Source organism: Pseudomonas fluorescens (genome assembly GCF_902498065.1).
Lineage (GTDB): Bacteria > Pseudomonadota > Gammaproteobacteria > Pseudomonadales > Pseudomonadaceae > Aquipseudomonas > Aquipseudomonas fluorescens_BJ.
Genome location: NZ_CABVIR010000001.1, coordinates 970,155 through 985,513 on the forward strand (window position 1 = coordinate 970,155; position 15,359 = coordinate 985,513).

The 15,359-nt window shown below is 59.8% G+C and carries 14 protein-coding genes; 7 read left to right on the top strand and 7 right to left on the bottom strand.

Translation table 11 applies throughout. The features are described 5' to 3' along the window. Window positions 1-2: 2 nt before the first annotated feature. The 4 genes from F8N43_RS04860 to gloB form a co-directional block, all read right to left on the bottom strand. Window positions 3-1,844, bottom strand: a complete 1,842-nt coding sequence (locus F8N43_RS04860) for an extracellular solute-binding protein (RefSeq protein ID WP_150653298.1) — start codon at window positions 1,842-1,844, stop codon at window positions 3-5. Continuing rightward, entirely contained in the window at window positions 1,841-3,649 is a 1,809-nt protein-coding gene (locus tag F8N43_RS04865; RefSeq protein WP_412072590.1) for an extracellular solute-binding protein, read from the bottom strand. Before F8N43_RS04865 ends, F8N43_RS04860 begins: the two co-directional genes overlap by 4 nt. Before the next feature lie 346 nt (window positions 3,650-3,995). Further along, window positions 3,996-5,441 carry a transglycosylase SLT domain-containing protein gene (locus F8N43_RS04870; protein ID WP_150639193.1) on the bottom strand — a complete coding sequence of 482 codons (1,446 nt, stop codon included), beginning with the start codon at window positions 5,439-5,441 and terminating at the stop codon, window positions 3,996-3,998. A gap of 99 nt (window positions 5,442-5,540) precedes the next feature. Continuing rightward, window positions 5,541-6,308, bottom strand: coding sequence for a hydroxyacylglutathione hydrolase (gloB, locus tag F8N43_RS04875; protein WP_150630564.1), 768 nt, complete (start codon window positions 6,306-6,308; stop codon window positions 5,541-5,543). Window positions 6,309-6,373: 65 nt separating this feature from the next. On the opposite strand from gloB, the gene F8N43_RS04880 reads away from it, so the two are divergent. From F8N43_RS04880 to F8N43_RS04900, 5 genes are all read left to right on the top strand, one after another. Beyond that, complete coding sequence (locus F8N43_RS04880; protein ID WP_150639192.1) at window positions 6,374-7,132, top strand: methyltransferase domain-containing protein; 759 nt, start codon at window positions 6,374-6,376, stop codon at window positions 7,130-7,132. Window positions 7,133-7,222: 90 nt separating this feature from the next. Further along, entirely contained in the window at window positions 7,223-7,675 is a 453-nt protein-coding gene (rnhA, locus tag F8N43_RS04885) for a ribonuclease HI (RefSeq protein WP_008028618.1), read from the top strand. 136 nt (window positions 7,676-7,811) lie between these two features. Beyond that, window positions 7,812-8,570: a DNA polymerase III subunit epsilon gene (gene dnaQ / locus F8N43_RS04890; protein ID WP_150630566.1), complete on the top strand. Its 759-nt coding sequence runs from the start codon at window positions 7,812-7,814 to the stop codon at window positions 8,568-8,570. A gap of 128 nt (window positions 8,571-8,698) precedes the next feature. After that, complete coding sequence (locus F8N43_RS04895) at window positions 8,699-10,954, top strand: Orn/Lys/Arg decarboxylase N-terminal domain-containing protein (protein WP_150639191.1); 2,256 nt, start codon at window positions 8,699-8,701, stop codon at window positions 10,952-10,954. A 14-nt stretch (window positions 10,955-10,968) separates the two neighbouring features. Then, window positions 10,969-11,583, top strand: coding sequence for a GNAT family N-acetyltransferase (locus F8N43_RS04900; protein WP_150630568.1), 615 nt, complete (start codon window positions 10,969-10,971; stop codon window positions 11,581-11,583). Here the strand turns inward: F8N43_RS04900 and F8N43_RS04905 are convergent. Then, the gene (locus F8N43_RS04905; protein ID WP_150630569.1) at window positions 11,549-12,442 is read right to left on the bottom strand and encodes a LysR family transcriptional regulator; all 894 of its coding nucleotides are present in this window, start codon (window positions 12,440-12,442) and stop codon (window positions 11,549-11,551) included. The two genes, F8N43_RS04900 and F8N43_RS04905, sit on opposite strands and share 35 nt — an antisense overlap. Window positions 12,443-12,530: 88 nt before the next feature. Continuing rightward, the gene (locus F8N43_RS04910; RefSeq protein ID WP_150630570.1) at window positions 12,531-12,782 is read right to left on the bottom strand and encodes a hypothetical protein; all 252 of its coding nucleotides are present in this window, start codon (window positions 12,780-12,782) and stop codon (window positions 12,531-12,533) included. A 176-nt stretch (window positions 12,783-12,958) separates the two neighbouring features. Between F8N43_RS04910 and F8N43_RS04915 the strand changes: the two genes are divergently transcribed. After that, window positions 12,959-13,519, top strand: coding sequence for an NADPH-dependent FMN reductase (locus F8N43_RS04915; protein WP_150653300.1), 561 nt, complete (start codon window positions 12,959-12,961; stop codon window positions 13,517-13,519). A gap of 16 nt (window positions 13,520-13,535) precedes the next feature. On the opposite strand, the gene F8N43_RS04920 is transcribed toward F8N43_RS04915, so the two are convergent. Continuing rightward, complete coding sequence (locus F8N43_RS04920) at window positions 13,536-14,195, bottom strand: TetR/AcrR family transcriptional regulator (RefSeq protein ID WP_150653301.1); 660 nt, start codon at window positions 14,193-14,195, stop codon at window positions 13,536-13,538. Between the two features lie 55 nt (window positions 14,196-14,250). Between F8N43_RS04920 and F8N43_RS04925 the strand changes: the two genes are divergently transcribed. Continuing rightward, window positions 14,251-15,354, top strand: coding sequence for a DUF2855 family protein (locus F8N43_RS04925; RefSeq protein WP_150653302.1), 1,104 nt, complete (start codon window positions 14,251-14,253; stop codon window positions 15,352-15,354). Window positions 15,355-15,359 lie beyond the last annotated feature (5 nt).

Genomic DNA, 15,359 nt, shown 5'->3' on the forward strand with positions numbered 1-15,359 from the left:
TATTACTCCGTGCCCGCAGGGTCGGCTTGCAGTTTGGTTTCGACTTCTATCGCCGGTGTCACGTTGGGCTTGATCCACCAGGTGGCCGTGCCGATGTCGTACTTGGGTGAGATTTTCGGATGACCGATGTGGTTCCAGTAAGCCACGCGCCAGGTCTTGATGTGCCAGTTGGGGATCACGTAATAGCCCCATTGCAGCACGCGGTCCAGTGCCCGGGCGTGGGCCACCAGGCTTTTGCGCGAATCGGCGTTGATCAGTTGCTCGACCAGTTGGTCCACCACCGGGTCTTTCAGCCCCATGGAGTTGCGGCTGCCGGGCTTGTCGGCGGCGGCAGACATCCAGAACTCGCGCTGTTCGTTACCCGGCGAGTTGGATTGCGGGAAGCTGCCGACGATCATGTCGAAGTCCCGCGAACGCACGCGGTTGATGTACTGCGAGACATCGACCCGGCGGATCACCATATCAATTCCGAGGTCGCTGAGGTTGCGCTTGAACGGCAGCAACACGCGTTCGAACTCGGTCTGGGCCAGCAGGAACTCGATGGTCACCGGTTTGCCGGTGGCGTCGACCATTTTGTCGTCGACGATCCGCCAACCAGCCTCTTGCAGCAGTTGATAGGCCTTGCGCTGCTGCGTTCGGATCATGCCGCTGGCATCGGTCACCGGGTTCTGGAAGGCCTCGGTGAACACCTGCTCGGGAATCTTGCCGCGGAACGGATCGAGGATCGCCAACTGTTCGGCATCTGGCAAACCGGTGGCGGCCATTTCCGAGTTCTCAAAAAAACTTCGGGTGCGCACGTAGGCGCCGTTGAACAGTTGCTTGTTGGTCCATTCAAAGTCCAGCAGCAACGTCAGCGCCTGGCGCACCCGCACGTCCTGGAACACCGGTCGGCGCAGGTTGAAGACAAAACCCTGCATGCCCGTCGGGTTACCGTTGGGGATCTGTTCCTTGTTCAGCCGGCCTTCGCTGACCGCCGGAATGTTGTAGGCATTGGCCCAGTTTTTCGCGCTCATCTCCAGCCAGTAATCGAACTGTCCGGCCTTGAGCGCTTCCAGGGCCACGGTGTTGTCGCGGTAGTAATCGGTGGTCAAAACGTCGAAGTTGTAGAAGCCGCGGTTGGCCGGCAGGTCCTTGCCCCAGTAATCCTTGACCCGCTCATAGCGAATCGAGCGCCCGGCCTTCACCTCGCTGACCTTGTACGGGCCGCTGCCCAACGGCATTTCCAGGTTGCCCTTGTTGAAATCCCGGGTCGCCCACCAGTGTTTGGGCAGCACGGGCAACTGACCGAGGATCAATGGCAGTTCGCGGTTATTGGTGTGTTTGAACTTGAACAGCACGGTGAGCGGGTCTTCGGCGACCACTTCGGCGACGTCGCTGTAGTAACCGCGATACAGCGGCGCGCCGTCCTTGATCAGGGTCTCGAAGCTGAACACCACGTCTTCGGCACGAATCGGATGACCGTCGTGGAAGCGCGCTTCGGGGCGCAGGTAGAAACGCACCCAATCGTTGCCCGGGGCTTTCTCGATTTTGCCGGCGACCAGGCCGTACTCGGTGAACGGTTCGTCGAGGCCCTGCTTGGCCAGGGTGTCGTAGATGAGGCTGATATCGTCGGCCGGCACACCTTTACTGATAAACGGGTTGAGGCTGTCGAAGCCACCGAAACCAGCCTGACGGAAGATCCCGCCCTTGGGCGCGTCGGGGTTTACATAGTCGAAATGCTTGAAGCCGGCCGGGTATTTCGGCGGCTCGTTGTACAAGGTCAGGGCGTGTTGCGGGGCGGCGCAGGCCAGCCCGGCGAACAACAGGCCGCTGGCCTGCAAGAGCAGGGCGCGTAGGGGTTTCATCGATCTTTCTCCGAAGATTTCAGCCACCACGCGCTCAGGCCCAGCGTATAGGGCGGCGTGGTGACGAAGGCGAACCGGTTGCGGTAGGCCAGGCGGTGATAATTGAGGTACCAGTTGGGAATGATGTAGTGCTGCCACAACAACACGCGGTCCAGGGCTTTGCCGGCGGCAACCTGTTCATCGCGGGTCTGTGCGGAGAGCAGTTTCTCGAGTAAATGGTCGACCACCGGATTGGCGATGCCCGCGTAGTTTTTGCTGCCCTTGACCCCTACCTGGCTGGAGTGGAAATACTGCCATTGTTCCAGACCGGGGCTGAGGGTCTGGTTCAGGGTCATCAGGATCATGTCGAAGTCGAACTGGTCGAGGCGCTGTTTGTATTGGGCGCGATCCACCGTGCGCAGTCGGGCGTCGATGCCGATGCTGGCGAGGTTCTCGACATAAGGCTGGAGGATGCGTTCCAGGTTCGGGTTGACCAGCAGGATCTCAAGGGAGAGCGGCTGGCCCTTGGCGTTTTCGATCCGCTGACCGTTGAGCTTCCAGCCGGCCTCGGCGAGCAGGCTCAGGGCCTGGCGCATGGTTTCCCGCGGAATCCCGCGCCCTTGGGTCTGCGGCAGGCTGAACGGCTCGGTGAGCAGCTTGGCGGGCAATTGCTCGCGGTACGGCTTGAGCATCAACCATTCATGCCCGACCGGCAGGCCGGTGGCCGAGAACTCGCTGTTGGGGTAGTAACTCATGGCGCGCTTGTAGGCGCCGCTGAACAGCGTGCGATTGGTCCACTCGAAGTCGAACATCAGCCCCAGCGCTTCACGGACCCTGGCGTCGGAAAACGCCGGTCGCCGGGTGTTCATGAACAGGCCCTGGCTCTGGGTCGGGATCTGATGCGGGATCTGCGCCTTGATGACGTCGCCCCGTCGCATGGCCGGGAAGTTGTAACCGTTTTCCCAGTTTTTCGCCTGGTGTTCGATGTAGATATCGAACTCGCCGGCCTTGAAGGCTTCGAACGCGACGTCGCTGTCGCGGTAGAACTCGACTTCCATGCGGTCGACGTTGTACTTGCCGCGATTGACTGGCAGGTCCTTGCCCCAATAATCCTTGACCCGTTCAAACACAATCTGGCGCCCGGGCGTGACCGCCGTGATGCGGTACGGCCCGCTGCCCAGCGGCGGCTCGAAGGTGGTCGCCTTGAAGTCGCGACCTTTCCAGTAATGCTGCGGCAGCACCGGCAACTCGCCCAGGCGCAGGATCAGCAAGGGATTGCCAGCGCGCTTGAAGACGAAACGGATGCGCTGCGGGTTGAGCACGTCGACCCGCAACACTTCCTGAAGATTGGTGCGGTATTGCGGGTGGCCTTCCTTGAGCAGCAATCGGTAAGAGAACGCGACGTCGTACGCGGTGATCGGCGTGCCATCGTGAAAGCGCGCTTCGGGGCGCAGGTTGAACACCACCCAACTGCGGTCTTCGCTGTATTCCACCGATTGGGCAATCAAGCCATAACTGGACGTGGGCTCGTCGCCGGACGGCGCGTACTGGCCGGTGCCCACCATCAGCGGTTCGTTGAGCTCGTTGATGCCGTATTGCAGGAAGTTCGCGGTGGAAACCGGGCTCGAACCCTTGAACGTGTAGGGATTGAGCGTATCGAAGGTGCCAAACGCCATCACCCGCAACGTACCGCCCTTGGGCGCTTGCGGGTTGACCCAGTCGAAGTGGGTAAATCTGGCCGGGTACTTGAGCGTGCCGAACTGCGCATAACCATGGCTTTCGCTGATCGTCGCGCTTGCGGAGGAGCTCAAGGCCAGGCTGATCAGGAGAAGGAGGAGGGGACGCTTCAAGTCAGAGATCCGATCCAGGCGGCTTGGGCTTTGTGGGCCGTACAGTAACAGCTTGTATGGACAGGAAAAAGACAGGGATTTAACGACCCCTTAATTGCCGGCGCAGATTCCTTGTGGAGGCTTGGAAGCCTATTTGATCGCTCGTCGCACACAAACCCTGTAGGAGTCAGCTTGCTGGCGATGGTCGTTAACGATAACGCGTGAAATCTGGTTGAACACGGCGCACTTGAGCCCATCGCCAGCAGGCTGGCTCCTACTAGGTTTGTGTGAACCTGCTTATGGTATTTCGACAAAAAAAAGCCCCTGAAGTCAGGGGCTTTTTTTAGTGCGGCGAAGCGACCGTCAGCATCTGACCCGGCTTCAGCGCCTGGCCGACACGCGGATTCCAGCGCTTGAGGTGTTGCATTTCAACGTTGAAACGCTTGGCCACGATGTACAGCGAGTCACCTTGCTGGACCTTGTATTGGGTCTGCGATTTTTTGGCCTTCGTCTTGGTGTTGGCTGCCACTACGGTGTTGACGCGCCCGGAGCTGCGCTTGGTCTTGTCCTGCATCACCAGCGTCTGACCGACCTTGAGGTCCTTGCCGGTCAGCTTGTTCCAGCGTTGCAGGTCTTTCACGTCGACCTTGTTGGCCTTGGCAATGGTGCCGAGGTTGTCGCCACGTTTGACGCGGTAGGCACGTTTGAGGCCGGCGAGTTGGGTGTCGTCAGCGCCTTCGAACACCGGTTTGAGCGGCTTCTTGCTGATCAGCTCTTCGGGACGCATGGTCGAGAGGCTGGCCGTCAGCAGTTGCGCCTTGGACGTCGGCACCAGCAAATGCTGAGGGCCGTCTAGCGTGGTGGTGCGCTGCTTGAAGGCCGGGTTGAGCTGGAACAGTTCGTCTTCGTCGATGTTAGCCACCGCAGCCACCTTGGACAGGTCCATGCGCTGGTTGATTTCGACGACCTGGAAATACGGTTCGTTGGCGATCGGATTGAGGTTCACGCCGTAGGCTTCTGGCGCGAGGACCACTTGCGACAGGGCCAGCAACTTCGGCACATAGGCCTGGGTTTCCGACGGCAGCGGCAGGTTCCAGTAATCGGTGGGCAGGCCAAGCTTTTCGTTACGCTCGATGGCCCGGCTGACCGTGCCTTCACCCGCGTTGTAAGCCGCAAGGGCCAGTAGCCAGTCACCGTTGAACATGTCGTGCAGACGCGTCAGGTAATCCATTGCGGCGGTGGTCGAGGCGGTGATGTCGCGTCGGCCATCGTAGAAGCGGGTCTGGCGCAGGTTGAAGTAACGTCCGGTAGAGGGAATGAATTGCCACAAGCCAACCGCGTCGGCCCGGGAATAGGCCATCGGGTTGTAGGCGCTTTCAATCACTGGCAGCAGCGCCAGCTCCAGCGGCATGTTGCGTTCTTCAAGGCGTTCTACGATGTAGTGAATGTAGAGACTGCCGCGTTCGCCGGCGTTTTCGAGGAACGATGGATTGCTGGCGAACCACAGGCGCTGTTGCTCGATGCGCGGGTTGACGCCCAGGCCTTCCTGCAACTGGAAGCCTTGGCGCATGCGCTCCCAGACGTCCTGTGGAATTTGCGGGGTCGGTTTTTCGCTGAGCCAGATGGGCTTCTGTTTGGCTCGAGCGGCGATATTAGGGGTGTGGGCCGCGTCGGTCTGCGGCACCTGGCTGGAACAGCCCGCCAGAGTGGCGGACACAGCCACCGCTATGGCTTGAGCCAAGCGGGTCAATGCGTCTGAATTGATGGCTTTACGAATAGATGACGACATTGGCTGGAAGTAAGTTCCGGGCAAAAATGTCGGGCGATTCTAGAAAGCGCACCCCCTGCGGTCAACCATTCAGATTTTTCGCACCGACCGCAAGCCCTGTCAGAACGTATCTTTCCATGCCCGCAGAGCAGCAAAAACCGCACTCGGAGCCCGGTTATCGGTGCCATTCCGTTCGTCCAATTTTTCTTTAACGGATGTTTCGCCGGTACGCAAAAACGGGTTTGTCAGCTTTTCCAGAGCAATCGATGAAGGTAGCGTGATGATGCCCGCTGCGCGTTGTTCGGTAACTTTTGCCAGTCGTTCGGCCGTGTGCGGATTACCGGGTTCGACCGCTGCGGCGAAGCGCAGATTGCTCAGGGTGTATTCATGCGCGCAATACACCTGAGTATCTTCGGGAAGCGACGCGAGGCGTGTCAGGGAGGTGTGCATTTGCTCGGGGGTGCCTTCGAACAACCGCCCGCAACCGGCGGCGAACAGGGTATCGCCGCAAAACAGCAGGCCCTGGTGATAGAAGGCGATGTGTCCCAATGTGTGACCGGCTACTTCGATGACTTCAAAGTCGCAGCCGAGCACGCTGATACGGTCGTTGTCCTTGAGCGCGACGTCTCGCGCGGGGATGGTTTCACTGGCCGGGCCGTAGACCTTCGCGTCCGTCGCTTTTTTCAACTGCTCGACACCGCCGACATGGTCGTGATGATGGTGAGTGATCAGAATATCACTCAGTGCCCAACCCGGATTCGCCGCGAGCCAGGCCTGAACCGGCGCGGCATCGCCGGGGTCGACCACCGCACAGCGTCGTGTGGCAGGGTCTTGCAACAACCAGATGTAGTTGTCGGAGAAGGCAGGCAGGGCACTGATCTGTATCATCGTCGGATTCGCCAAGCGGAAAACAATGGCGCATCTTAGAACTTCCTGGCGCGTTGGAGAATGCAATGACTGATAAAGCGTTCGCTCAGGCTGATCCTGACTGGCTGGCCCTGATCAGCGCGGCCCGTGAATGGCTGTCCGGCCCCATCGGGCAATTTCTGCTGGACGAAGAACGGCGCATGCTCGAAGACGAGCTTGGGCGCTTCTTCGGTGGCTATCTGGTGCATTACGGTCCTTCGGCCGAGACACCGCCGTCGGCGCCGCAGGTTCAGCGCAATGTGCGGCTGGGTGCGCCATTGCCGGGTGTCGAAATTGTTTGTGAAGAGCAGGCCTGGCCGTTGAGCGAACATGCCGCCGACGTGGTGGTGTTGCAGCACGGTCTGGATTTCTGCCTGTCGCCCCATGGTTTGCTGCGCGAAGCGGCGAGCAGCGTAAGGCCCGGCGGGCATTTGCTGATCGTCGGAATCAACCCCTGGAGCAGTTGGGGCTTGCGTCACGTATTCGCCCATGACGCCCTGCGCAAGGCTCGATGCATTTCACCTTCGCGGGTCGCCGACTGGCTGAACCTGCTGGGCTTCGCGCTGGAGAAACGCCGCTTCGGGTGCTATCGTCCGCCGCTTGCGTCCCCCGCCTGGCAAGCCCGTTTGGCCGGGTGGGAGCGCAAGGCCGGTGACTGGCAACTCTCGGGTGGCGGCTTCTATTTACTGGTCGCACGCAAGATCGTGGTTGGCCTGCGACCGGTGCGTCAAGAGCGTCGCGAGCCTATGGGCAAGTTGATTCCATTGCCGATGGCCAAGGTCAACCGCCGCAACATCGAGCCGTAACACTTTTTATATTCCCGGCCGGGCGCGTCCCGGCCTCGGGCATCGTCGATCAACGATCGGCGGGCCACCGCATTTTCTGGATAGATTGGCATGAGCGATAGCGTAGAACTCTTCACCGACGGCGCCTGCAAGGGCAATCCTGGCCCAGGCGGCTGGGGCGCACTGCTGGTGTGCAAGGGCGTTGAAAAAGAACTCTGGGGTGGCGAAGCCAACACCACCAACAACCGCATGGAACTGATGGGCGCGATCCGCGGGCTGGAAGAACTGAAGCGTTCCTGCGACGTGCTGCTGGTGACGGACTCGCAGTATGTGATGAAAGGCATCAACGAATGGATGGACAACTGGAAGAAGCGTGGCTGGAAAACGGCGGCAAAAGAGCCAGTGAAAAACGCTGACTTGTGGAAGCTGCTGGACGAGCAGGTCAACCGCCACAATGTCACCTGGAAGTGGGTGCGCGGGCACATCGGGCATCACGGTAACGAGCGGGCCGACCAGTTGGCCAACCGTGGCGTGGATGAAGTGCGTGGTTACAAGCAGGCCTAGCGTAAACGCCTCAATGACCGCGTCGTCCCCTTCGCCGGCTTGTCGGCGATTGGGGCGACACGGTCTATCTGAAAGCCTCGGCGAGCGTGTTAACATCGCCGCTTTTGTACGTTGACCCGTTGAGAGCTGAGCACTGATGGCCACCAGATCCGTTGTACTCGATACCGAAACCACCGGCATGCCGGTGACCGACGGCCACCGGATTATCGAAATCGGTTGTGTCGAGTTGATTGGTCGGCGCCTGACGGGCCGGCATTTTCACGTTTACCTGCAGCCGGACCGCGAGAGTGACGAAGGCGCCATTGGTGTCCACGGCATCACCAACGAATTCCTGGTAGGCAAGCCGCGCTTCAATGAAGTGGCTGATGAGTTTTTCGAATTCATCAAGGGCGCGCAGCTGATCATCCATAACGCGGCGTTCGACGTTGGTTTCATCAACAACGAATTCGCCCTGATGGGTCAGCACGATCGCGCCGACATCACGCAACACTGCTCGATCCTCGACACCCTGATGATGGCCCGGGAACGTCACCCGGGGCAGCGCAACAGCCTCGACGCCTTGTGCAAACGCTATGGCGTCGACAACTCCGGCCGTGAACTTCACGGCGCCTTGCTCGACTCCGAGATTCTCGCCGACGTTTACCTGACCATGACTGGCGGCCAGACCAGCCTGTCGCTGGCCGGTAATGCGTCCGACGGCAACGGTTCCGGTGAAGGCGCGGACAATTCCGCCACGGAAATCCGTCGCTTGCCGGCCGATCGCCAGCCAACCCGGATCATCCGCGCCAGTGAAGATGATTTGGCGCAACACGTGGCCCGTCTGGAAGTCATCGCCAAATCCGCGGGTGCTCCATCGCTGTGGCAACAACTCGTCGAGGCTGAGGCGCAGGCCTGAGTGGATGGCGACATGAGGGTGCGCCGGTTGACCCATTTCGGGGCATCGGCGCTCGCCACATCCGCTCCAACCCTCTACCCTGAGGATATTGGCAGACCATGGTCTGCCGCCTCAGGACACTGAGCCCCATGTACAAAGATTTGAAATTCCCGGTCCTGATCGTCCATCGCGACATCAAGGCCGACACCGTCGCCGGTGATCGCGTGCGTGGCATCGCCCGGGAGCTGGAGCAGGAAGGCTTCAGCATTGTCTCGGCGGTGGATTACGCCGAGGGGCGGCTGGTCGCGTCGACCCATCATGGCCTCTCGTGCATGCTGATCGCCGCCGAGGACCCTAGCGCCAATTCCCATCTGCTGCAGAACATGGCCGAACTGATCAGCCTGGCGCGGGTTCGCGCGCCGGACTTGCCGATCTTCGCGCTGGGCGAGCAAGTGACGCTGGAAAACGCCCCGGCCGATGCGATGGACGAGCTCAATCAGCTGCGCGGCATTCTTTATCTGTTCGAAGACACCGTGCCGTTTCTGGCGCGGCAGGTTGCGCGAGCCGCGCGTAAATACCTGGATGGCCTGCTGCCGCCGTTCTTCAAGGCTTTGGTGCAACACACCGCCGACTCCAATTATTCCTGGCATACGCCTGGCCATGGCGGCGGCGTGGCCTATCACAAGAGTCCGGTGGGGCAAGCGTTTCATCAGTTTTTCGGGGAAAACACCCTGCGTTCGGACTTGTCGGTGTCGGTGCCGGAACTGGGTTCGCTGCTCGATCACACCGGGCCGCTGGCCGAGGCGGAAGCGCGAGCGGCGCGTAACTTCGGCGCCGATCACACCTTTTTCGTGATCAATGGCACGTCGACAGCCAACAAAATCGTCTGGCATTCCATGGTCGCCCGCGATGACCTGGTGTTGGTGGACCGCAATTGCCACAAATCGGTGCTGCACTCGATCATCATGACCGGCGCCATCCCGTTGTACCTGTGTCCGGAGCGCAACGAACTGGGGATCATCGGCCCGATTCCGCTGAGTGAATTCAGCCGCGAATCGATCCAGGCCAAGATCGATGCCAGCCCGCTGACCAAGGGCCGTGAGCCCAGGGTCAAACTGGCGGTGGTGACCAATTCCACCTATGACGGCCTGTGTTACAACGCCGAACTGATCAAGCAAAGCCTGGGCAACAGCGTCGAAGTGCTGCATTTCGATGAAGCCTGGTATGCCTACGCGGCGTTTCACGAGTTCTTCGCCGGGCGTTACGGCATGGGCACTTCGCGCAGCGTGGACAGCCCGCTGGTGTTTACCACCCATTCCACCCACAAGCTGTTGGCAGCGTTCAGCCAGGCCTCGATGATTCATGTTCAGGATGGCGGCGCCCGGCAACTGGATCGCGACCGCTTCAACGAAGCGTTCATGATGCACATCTCGACGTCGCCGCAGTACAGCATCATCGCCTCTCTGGATGTGGCGTCGGCGATGATGGAAGGCCCGGCGGGTCGCTCGCTGTTACAGGAAATGTTCGACGAGGCCCTGAGTTTCCGTCGGGCACTGGCCAATTTGCGTCAGCACATTGCCGCTGATGACTGGTGGTTCTCCATCTGGCAGCCGCCGTCGGTTGAAGGCATCGAGCGTGTCGTCACCGAAGACTGGCTGCTGCAGCCCGATGCCGACTGGCACGGCTTTGGCGGCGTGACCGATGACTACGTGCTGCTCGATCCGGTCAAAGTCACGCTGGTAATGCCGGGGCTCACCGCCGGCGGTGCGTTGAGCGAGCGCGGAATTCCGGCGGCGGTGGTCAGCAAATTCCTCTGGGAACGCGGGCTGGTGGTCGAGAAGACCGGGCTCTATTCGTTTCTGGTGCTGTTCTCCATGGGCATCACCAAAGGCAAATGGAGCACGTTGCTGACCGAGTTGCTGGAGTTCAAGCGCAGCTACGACGCCAATGTCAGTCTCGCGACCTGTCTGCCCTGTGTGGCGCAACAGGATGGCGCTCGTTACAAAGGCATGGGGTTGCGCGATTTGTGCGATCAACTGCACGCCTGCTACCGCAGCAACGCCACGGCCAAACACCTCAAACGCATGTACACCGTGCTGCCGGAAATCGCCATGAAGCCGGCCGACGCCTATGATCAACTGGTGCGGGGCGAGGTGGAGGCGGTGTCGATCGACGCGCTGGACGGCCGCATCGCCGCCGTGATGCTGGTGCCGTACCCACCGGGGATCCCGTTGATCATGCCCGGCGAACGTTTCACCGAGTCGACCCGCTCAATCATCGATTACCTGGCGTTTGCCCGCACGTTCGACAGCAGTTTTCCGGGGTTTGTCGCTGATGTGCACGGCTTGCAACACGAAGACGAGGGCAATGGGCGGCATTACACCGTCGATTGCATCAAGGAGTGAGGACCTTTCCCAGTATGCAACCGGTCATGAATCCAAAATACCCAGGCCTGTCTGTTCGTGTTGCTGACGACGGCTTTGCGGCTTACATCTGGGGCAGTGATTTCAGTTTTGAAGTCACGGCCTATGGCGCAGCCGACATCGGCAAGCCGGTCGAGCAGTGGCCGGTGACGCCGATCACCCCTTACCGCAAGTGCTATGGCATTGATCCCGAGGAATTCAGCAGTTTCCGCGACGCCGCCGACAGCGCGATTTTCATGGCTTATCTCGATGATGAGCCGGTGGGCCACCTGGTGGTCAGCACCAACTGGAACGGTTTTGCCCATATCGACGAGTTGGCGGTGCATGCGCCAGCCCGCCGGCATGGCGTGGCCAAGGCGCTGCTGGATGTGGCGCAGTTCTGGAGTCGCAAGAAAAAACTGCCGGGCATCATGCTCGAAACCCAGAACAACAATCTGGGCGCGTGCCGGCTGTATGAGCGCTGCGGTTATGTGATGGGGGGCGTGGATCATCTGCGCTATCGCGGCATCGACCCGAACACCGCCGAAATCGCATTGTTTTGGTATCGATTATTCGACAATCCGCTGGAAAACCCGATCAGCTCGCCAACATCGCCACGGCTTGTTCCGTAACAATGTCCAACAGTGCTTGAACAGCAGGTGACGGCTCGCCGTTTTTCAGGGTCAGGGCGTAGACGCTGATTGGCACGGCGGGCGCCAACGGGCAGGCGTCCAGACCGGCCGACTTGGCCCCGAGCGCGGTGAACGGGTCGACAATCGCCAGGCCTTCACCGGCTTCGACCATGCTGCGCATCATCTGGTGTGTCTGAACCCGGGTGTGGATCACCGGGGCAGGGCGCAGGGCATGCAGTTTGTTGTCGAGCGCCGGGCTCAGCGGATCATGACCTTCCAGGCCAACCATCGACTGCCCCGCCAGGTCTTGCAGCGAAATGTACTTCTGCTTCGGTTGCAGCCAGCCATGGGGTGCCAGCAGCTGGAGTTTGCCCTGGGCAATCACCTGGCAATGAACATCGGCGTGATCGGGATCGTGCAGGCTCAGGCCCAGATCGCTTTCGCGCAGCAGCAGGCTTCTGACGATATCGCGGGTGGGTTGGCTCAGGAGGCTGCAAGGCACGTCGGGAAGACGCCGGCGCAACGCCGCGATGCTCTGTGGCAACAACTGTTGCGCCAGGGGCGGCGTGCAAATGATGCGAAGGGGTGGGGCCTGATATTGCTTGAGGCTGCTGGCCAGTCGCTGGACCGGCTCAAGCGCATCGTAGACGTGGGCGATTTCGACCTGTAGCTCCCGCGCCTCGCGCGTGGCCTGCAAGCGTCCACGCACGCTGGAAAACAGCATGAAACCCAACTGACTCTCGGCGTCGCGCAGAATGCTTTCGACCTCGGCCACTGGCAACTGCAGCCATTCGGCGGCGGTGCCCAGGTGACCGGTCTGCAAGAGCGCCTGGATCACTTCGATATGACGTAAACGCATGCGTGAAGTCCATGTTCAGCAGGTGGGGGAGTCAGTGGCTGAATCCTAACCCAAGTCCGCGCATATGACTTCTGCTCATAACGCGAGGTTATGAAGCGACGTTGGTTTCCGGCAGGTTGCCGACATAGGTGTCGGGTTCGCGCACGATGGTGACGTCCGATTGCACCAGCAAAAACTGGTTGTCATCGAGCTTCTTCACACGATCGCCAATGGCCAGCTTGTAAGTGGTGACAGCGGTGAGACCGTCTGCCGACGGGGTGGATTCCTGGAACTCATGCACGGAATAGACACGGCCTTCCGCGTCTCTTGCATGGAACTGACCGACGAGTACTGCTGCCATCTGCTTAGAACCTCTGGAGATAAATCACTCAATTTGCGGTTCTGTAGACCGTGGTTGGGCGAGGTAAGTTTTCCTACAGGAAAAAAATAGTCAGTGGCGGCGTTTTTCAGTCGCCCACTGCTTGAATCGTCATCTATAACTACAAGCTCTTTCCATCGGACAGTCGAGAATCTTCCATGAGCAACGTCTACACGATCGCCGTTCTGGTCGGCAGCTTGAGAAAGGAATCGATCAATCGCAAGGTGGCGTTGGCCCTGACCGATCTGGCGCCTGCACATCTCAAACTCAACATCGTCGAAATTGGCGACCTGCCGCTCTACAACGAAGACATCGATGGCGAATCACCGCCGGCAGCCTACAGCACTTTCCGGCAACAAGTGAGTTCATCCGACGCGTTGCTGTTTGTCACCCCCGAGTACAACCGTTCGGTCCCTGCACCGTTGAAGAACGCAATTGACGTCGGTTCGCGTCCGTATGGCAAGAGTGCATGGGGTGGCAAGCCAGGTGCGGTGATCAGCGTTTCACCGGGGGCGATCGGCGGGTTCGGCGCCAACCATCATTTGCGCCAGTCCATGGTGTTTCTCGATGTGCCGTGCATGCAGCAGCCGGAAGCCTACCTGAGCGGGGCGGGATCGGCGTTCGACGAGGCCGGCAATCTGTCGGAGTCGGTCAGGCCATTCTTGCAGAAATTCATTGATGCTTATGGGAAGTGGGTCGAGCAGCACAAGAAGGTCTGACAAATACCGCTCGCTCCTACGGTTTTGTTAGCAAGCGGCTACAGATCATCATTTCCATTTCCGACAGCCATGCGGCGGTTTGCTCCGCCGCCGCTTGTGCGGTGACGCAATAACGACGCCCGCCCCAGGCCATGATCACCCAGGCGTCGATGGTCGTTTCTGACGGTTGTGTGGGCAAGTCGCTACAGGCTGCAAAGGCCTCGCGCCATTTTTGCGACAACTCCTGGTACACCCGCCGATGATGCTTGGATTCGGCGATCTGGTGTTCTAAAGCCAGCATTTCATGGTTAAACAGTGGCTGCCCGGCATTGCTCGGGTCGCAGGTCAGGCGTACCAGACGTTTGATTCGGGTTGGCCAGGCCAGGTCGTCCGCTCGAATGACGTGTTCATCCAGGTGCTGTAACAAGGTATCCAGCCAATGTCGGATATACCCCGACAACAAAGCTTCCTTGCTCGGGAAATAGTCGTACAGCGTGCCGACGGCAACGCCTGCTTCCAGCGCCACTTCGCGAGTGGTCAACCCCGACCAGCCGTCGCGCAGCCAAATCCGAACAAACGCCTCGTAAATCGCCTCGACGGTGAAAATCGCCCGAGCCTGACTCGGCCGTTTCAACGGCTTGGCGCGGGGATTGAGGGTGGGGACGCTGCCCCTTGAGTTTCCGAACCCGCTCTTCATCGGCTGCCACTACTCTGGTGCTACCCGCCATTCACTCGCAGCAGGAGTTTGAAAGATGCAACGTCCGAGCACGGTAACACGGCTGATCACCCGCAAAAACGCCCTCGACCAGAGTCGAATCGAACGGGAGCCGCGTAGTCTGATTCCGGCTGGTGGGGAGGTGATCCTGAAGATCGACCGCTGTGCATTGACCACCAACAACATTACCTACGCTGCGTATGGTGATTCGATGAATTACTGGGGGTTCTTTCCTACGGGACTGGCTGAATGGGGCCACATACCGGCCTGGGGTTTTGCCGATGTGATTGCTTCAACGGTTGAGGGCGTAAGCACAGGAGAGCGTTTCTACGGCTATTTTCCGATTGCCAGCCATCTTTGGATGCGTCCGGAGCGTGTTACCGACCGTGGTTTCTATGATGCTGCGCAACATCGGCAGGCGCTGACGTCGGCCTACAACCAATACACCCGTTGCAGTTGGGATCAGTACTACAGCCCTGAAACCGAAAACCTGCAGATTTTGCTCAAACCGTTGTTTCTGACCTCGTCGATGCTGGCGGACTTCCTTCAGGACAATCAGTTCTTCGGCGCGACCCGGCTGGTGTTCTCCAGCGCTTCAAGCAAAACCGCGTATGGCACGGCGGTGTGTCTGGACAATCAGCCCGATCTGGAACGGGTGGCGCTGACATCCGCCGGCAACAAGGCGTTTGTCGAGAAGCTCGGGTGTTATGAGCGAACGGTGTCCTACTCAGAGCTGGCGAGCCTGGCCAATGACCGTCCAACGCTCTATGTGGATTTTTCCGGTGACCTGGATTTACGTGACCGGGTGCACCAGCATTTTGCCGGGCAGTTGGTTTACAGCTGTTTCGCCGGGTCTGCGCAGAGCACCGAAGAGGCACGGTTGACGGCCATCGAGGGGCCGCAGCCGGTGTTCTTTTTCGCACCGATCCAGATCCGCAAGCGCAATGCCGACTGGGGCCCCGAAGGCGTCAGTCGGCATATAGGTGAGGGCTTGCAGCGTTTTTATCGGCACGTGACCGCGGTGGAAAATCCGTTGCTGCACGTGGTTGAGCGTGAAGGCTATGAAGCGGCGCAGAACATCATTTCCCGGCTGTTTCATGGACAGGTCGCGCCGGTGGAAGGGCATGTGATTCGGCTGTAAGTTCA

Excerpts from the sequence above, each read along its gene's own strand:
- F8N43_RS04860 (WP_150653298.1), bottom strand. The coding sequence starts at position 1,844 with ATGAAACCCCTACGCGCCCTGCTCTTGCAGGCCAGCGGCCTGTTGTTC.
- F8N43_RS04870 (WP_150639193.1), bottom strand. The coding sequence starts at position 5,441 with ATGTCGTCATCTATTCGTAAAGCCATCAATTCAGACGCATTGACCCGC.
- gloB (WP_150630564.1), bottom strand. The coding sequence starts at position 6,308 with ATGATACAGATCAGTGCCCTGCCTGCCTTCTCCGACAACTACATCTGG.
- F8N43_RS04880 (WP_150639192.1), top strand. The coding sequence starts at position 6,374 with ATGACTGATAAAGCGTTCGCTCAGGCTGATCCTGACTGGCTGGCCCTG.
- rnhA (WP_008028618.1), top strand. The coding sequence starts at position 7,223 with ATGAGCGATAGCGTAGAACTCTTCACCGACGGCGCCTGCAAGGGCAAT.
- dnaQ (WP_150630566.1), top strand. The coding sequence starts at position 7,812 with ATGGCCACCAGATCCGTTGTACTCGATACCGAAACCACCGGCATGCCG.
- F8N43_RS04895 (WP_150639191.1), top strand. The coding sequence starts at position 8,699 with ATGTACAAAGATTTGAAATTCCCGGTCCTGATCGTCCATCGCGACATC.
- F8N43_RS04900 (WP_150630568.1), top strand. The coding sequence starts at position 10,969 with ATGCAACCGGTCATGAATCCAAAATACCCAGGCCTGTCTGTTCGTGTT.
- F8N43_RS04905 (WP_150630569.1), bottom strand. The coding sequence starts at position 12,442 with ATGCGTTTACGTCATATCGAAGTGATCCAGGCGCTCTTGCAGACCGGT.
- F8N43_RS04910 (WP_150630570.1), bottom strand. The coding sequence starts at position 12,782 with ATGGCAGCAGTACTCGTCGGTCAGTTCCATGCAAGAGACGCGGAAGGC.
- F8N43_RS04915 (WP_150653300.1), top strand. The coding sequence starts at position 12,959 with ATGAGCAACGTCTACACGATCGCCGTTCTGGTCGGCAGCTTGAGAAAG.
- F8N43_RS04920 (WP_150653301.1), bottom strand. The coding sequence starts at position 14,195 with ATGAAGAGCGGGTTCGGAAACTCAAGGGGCAGCGTCCCCACCCTCAAT.
- F8N43_RS04925 (WP_150653302.1), top strand. The coding sequence starts at position 14,251 with ATGCAACGTCCGAGCACGGTAACACGGCTGATCACCCGCAAAAACGCC.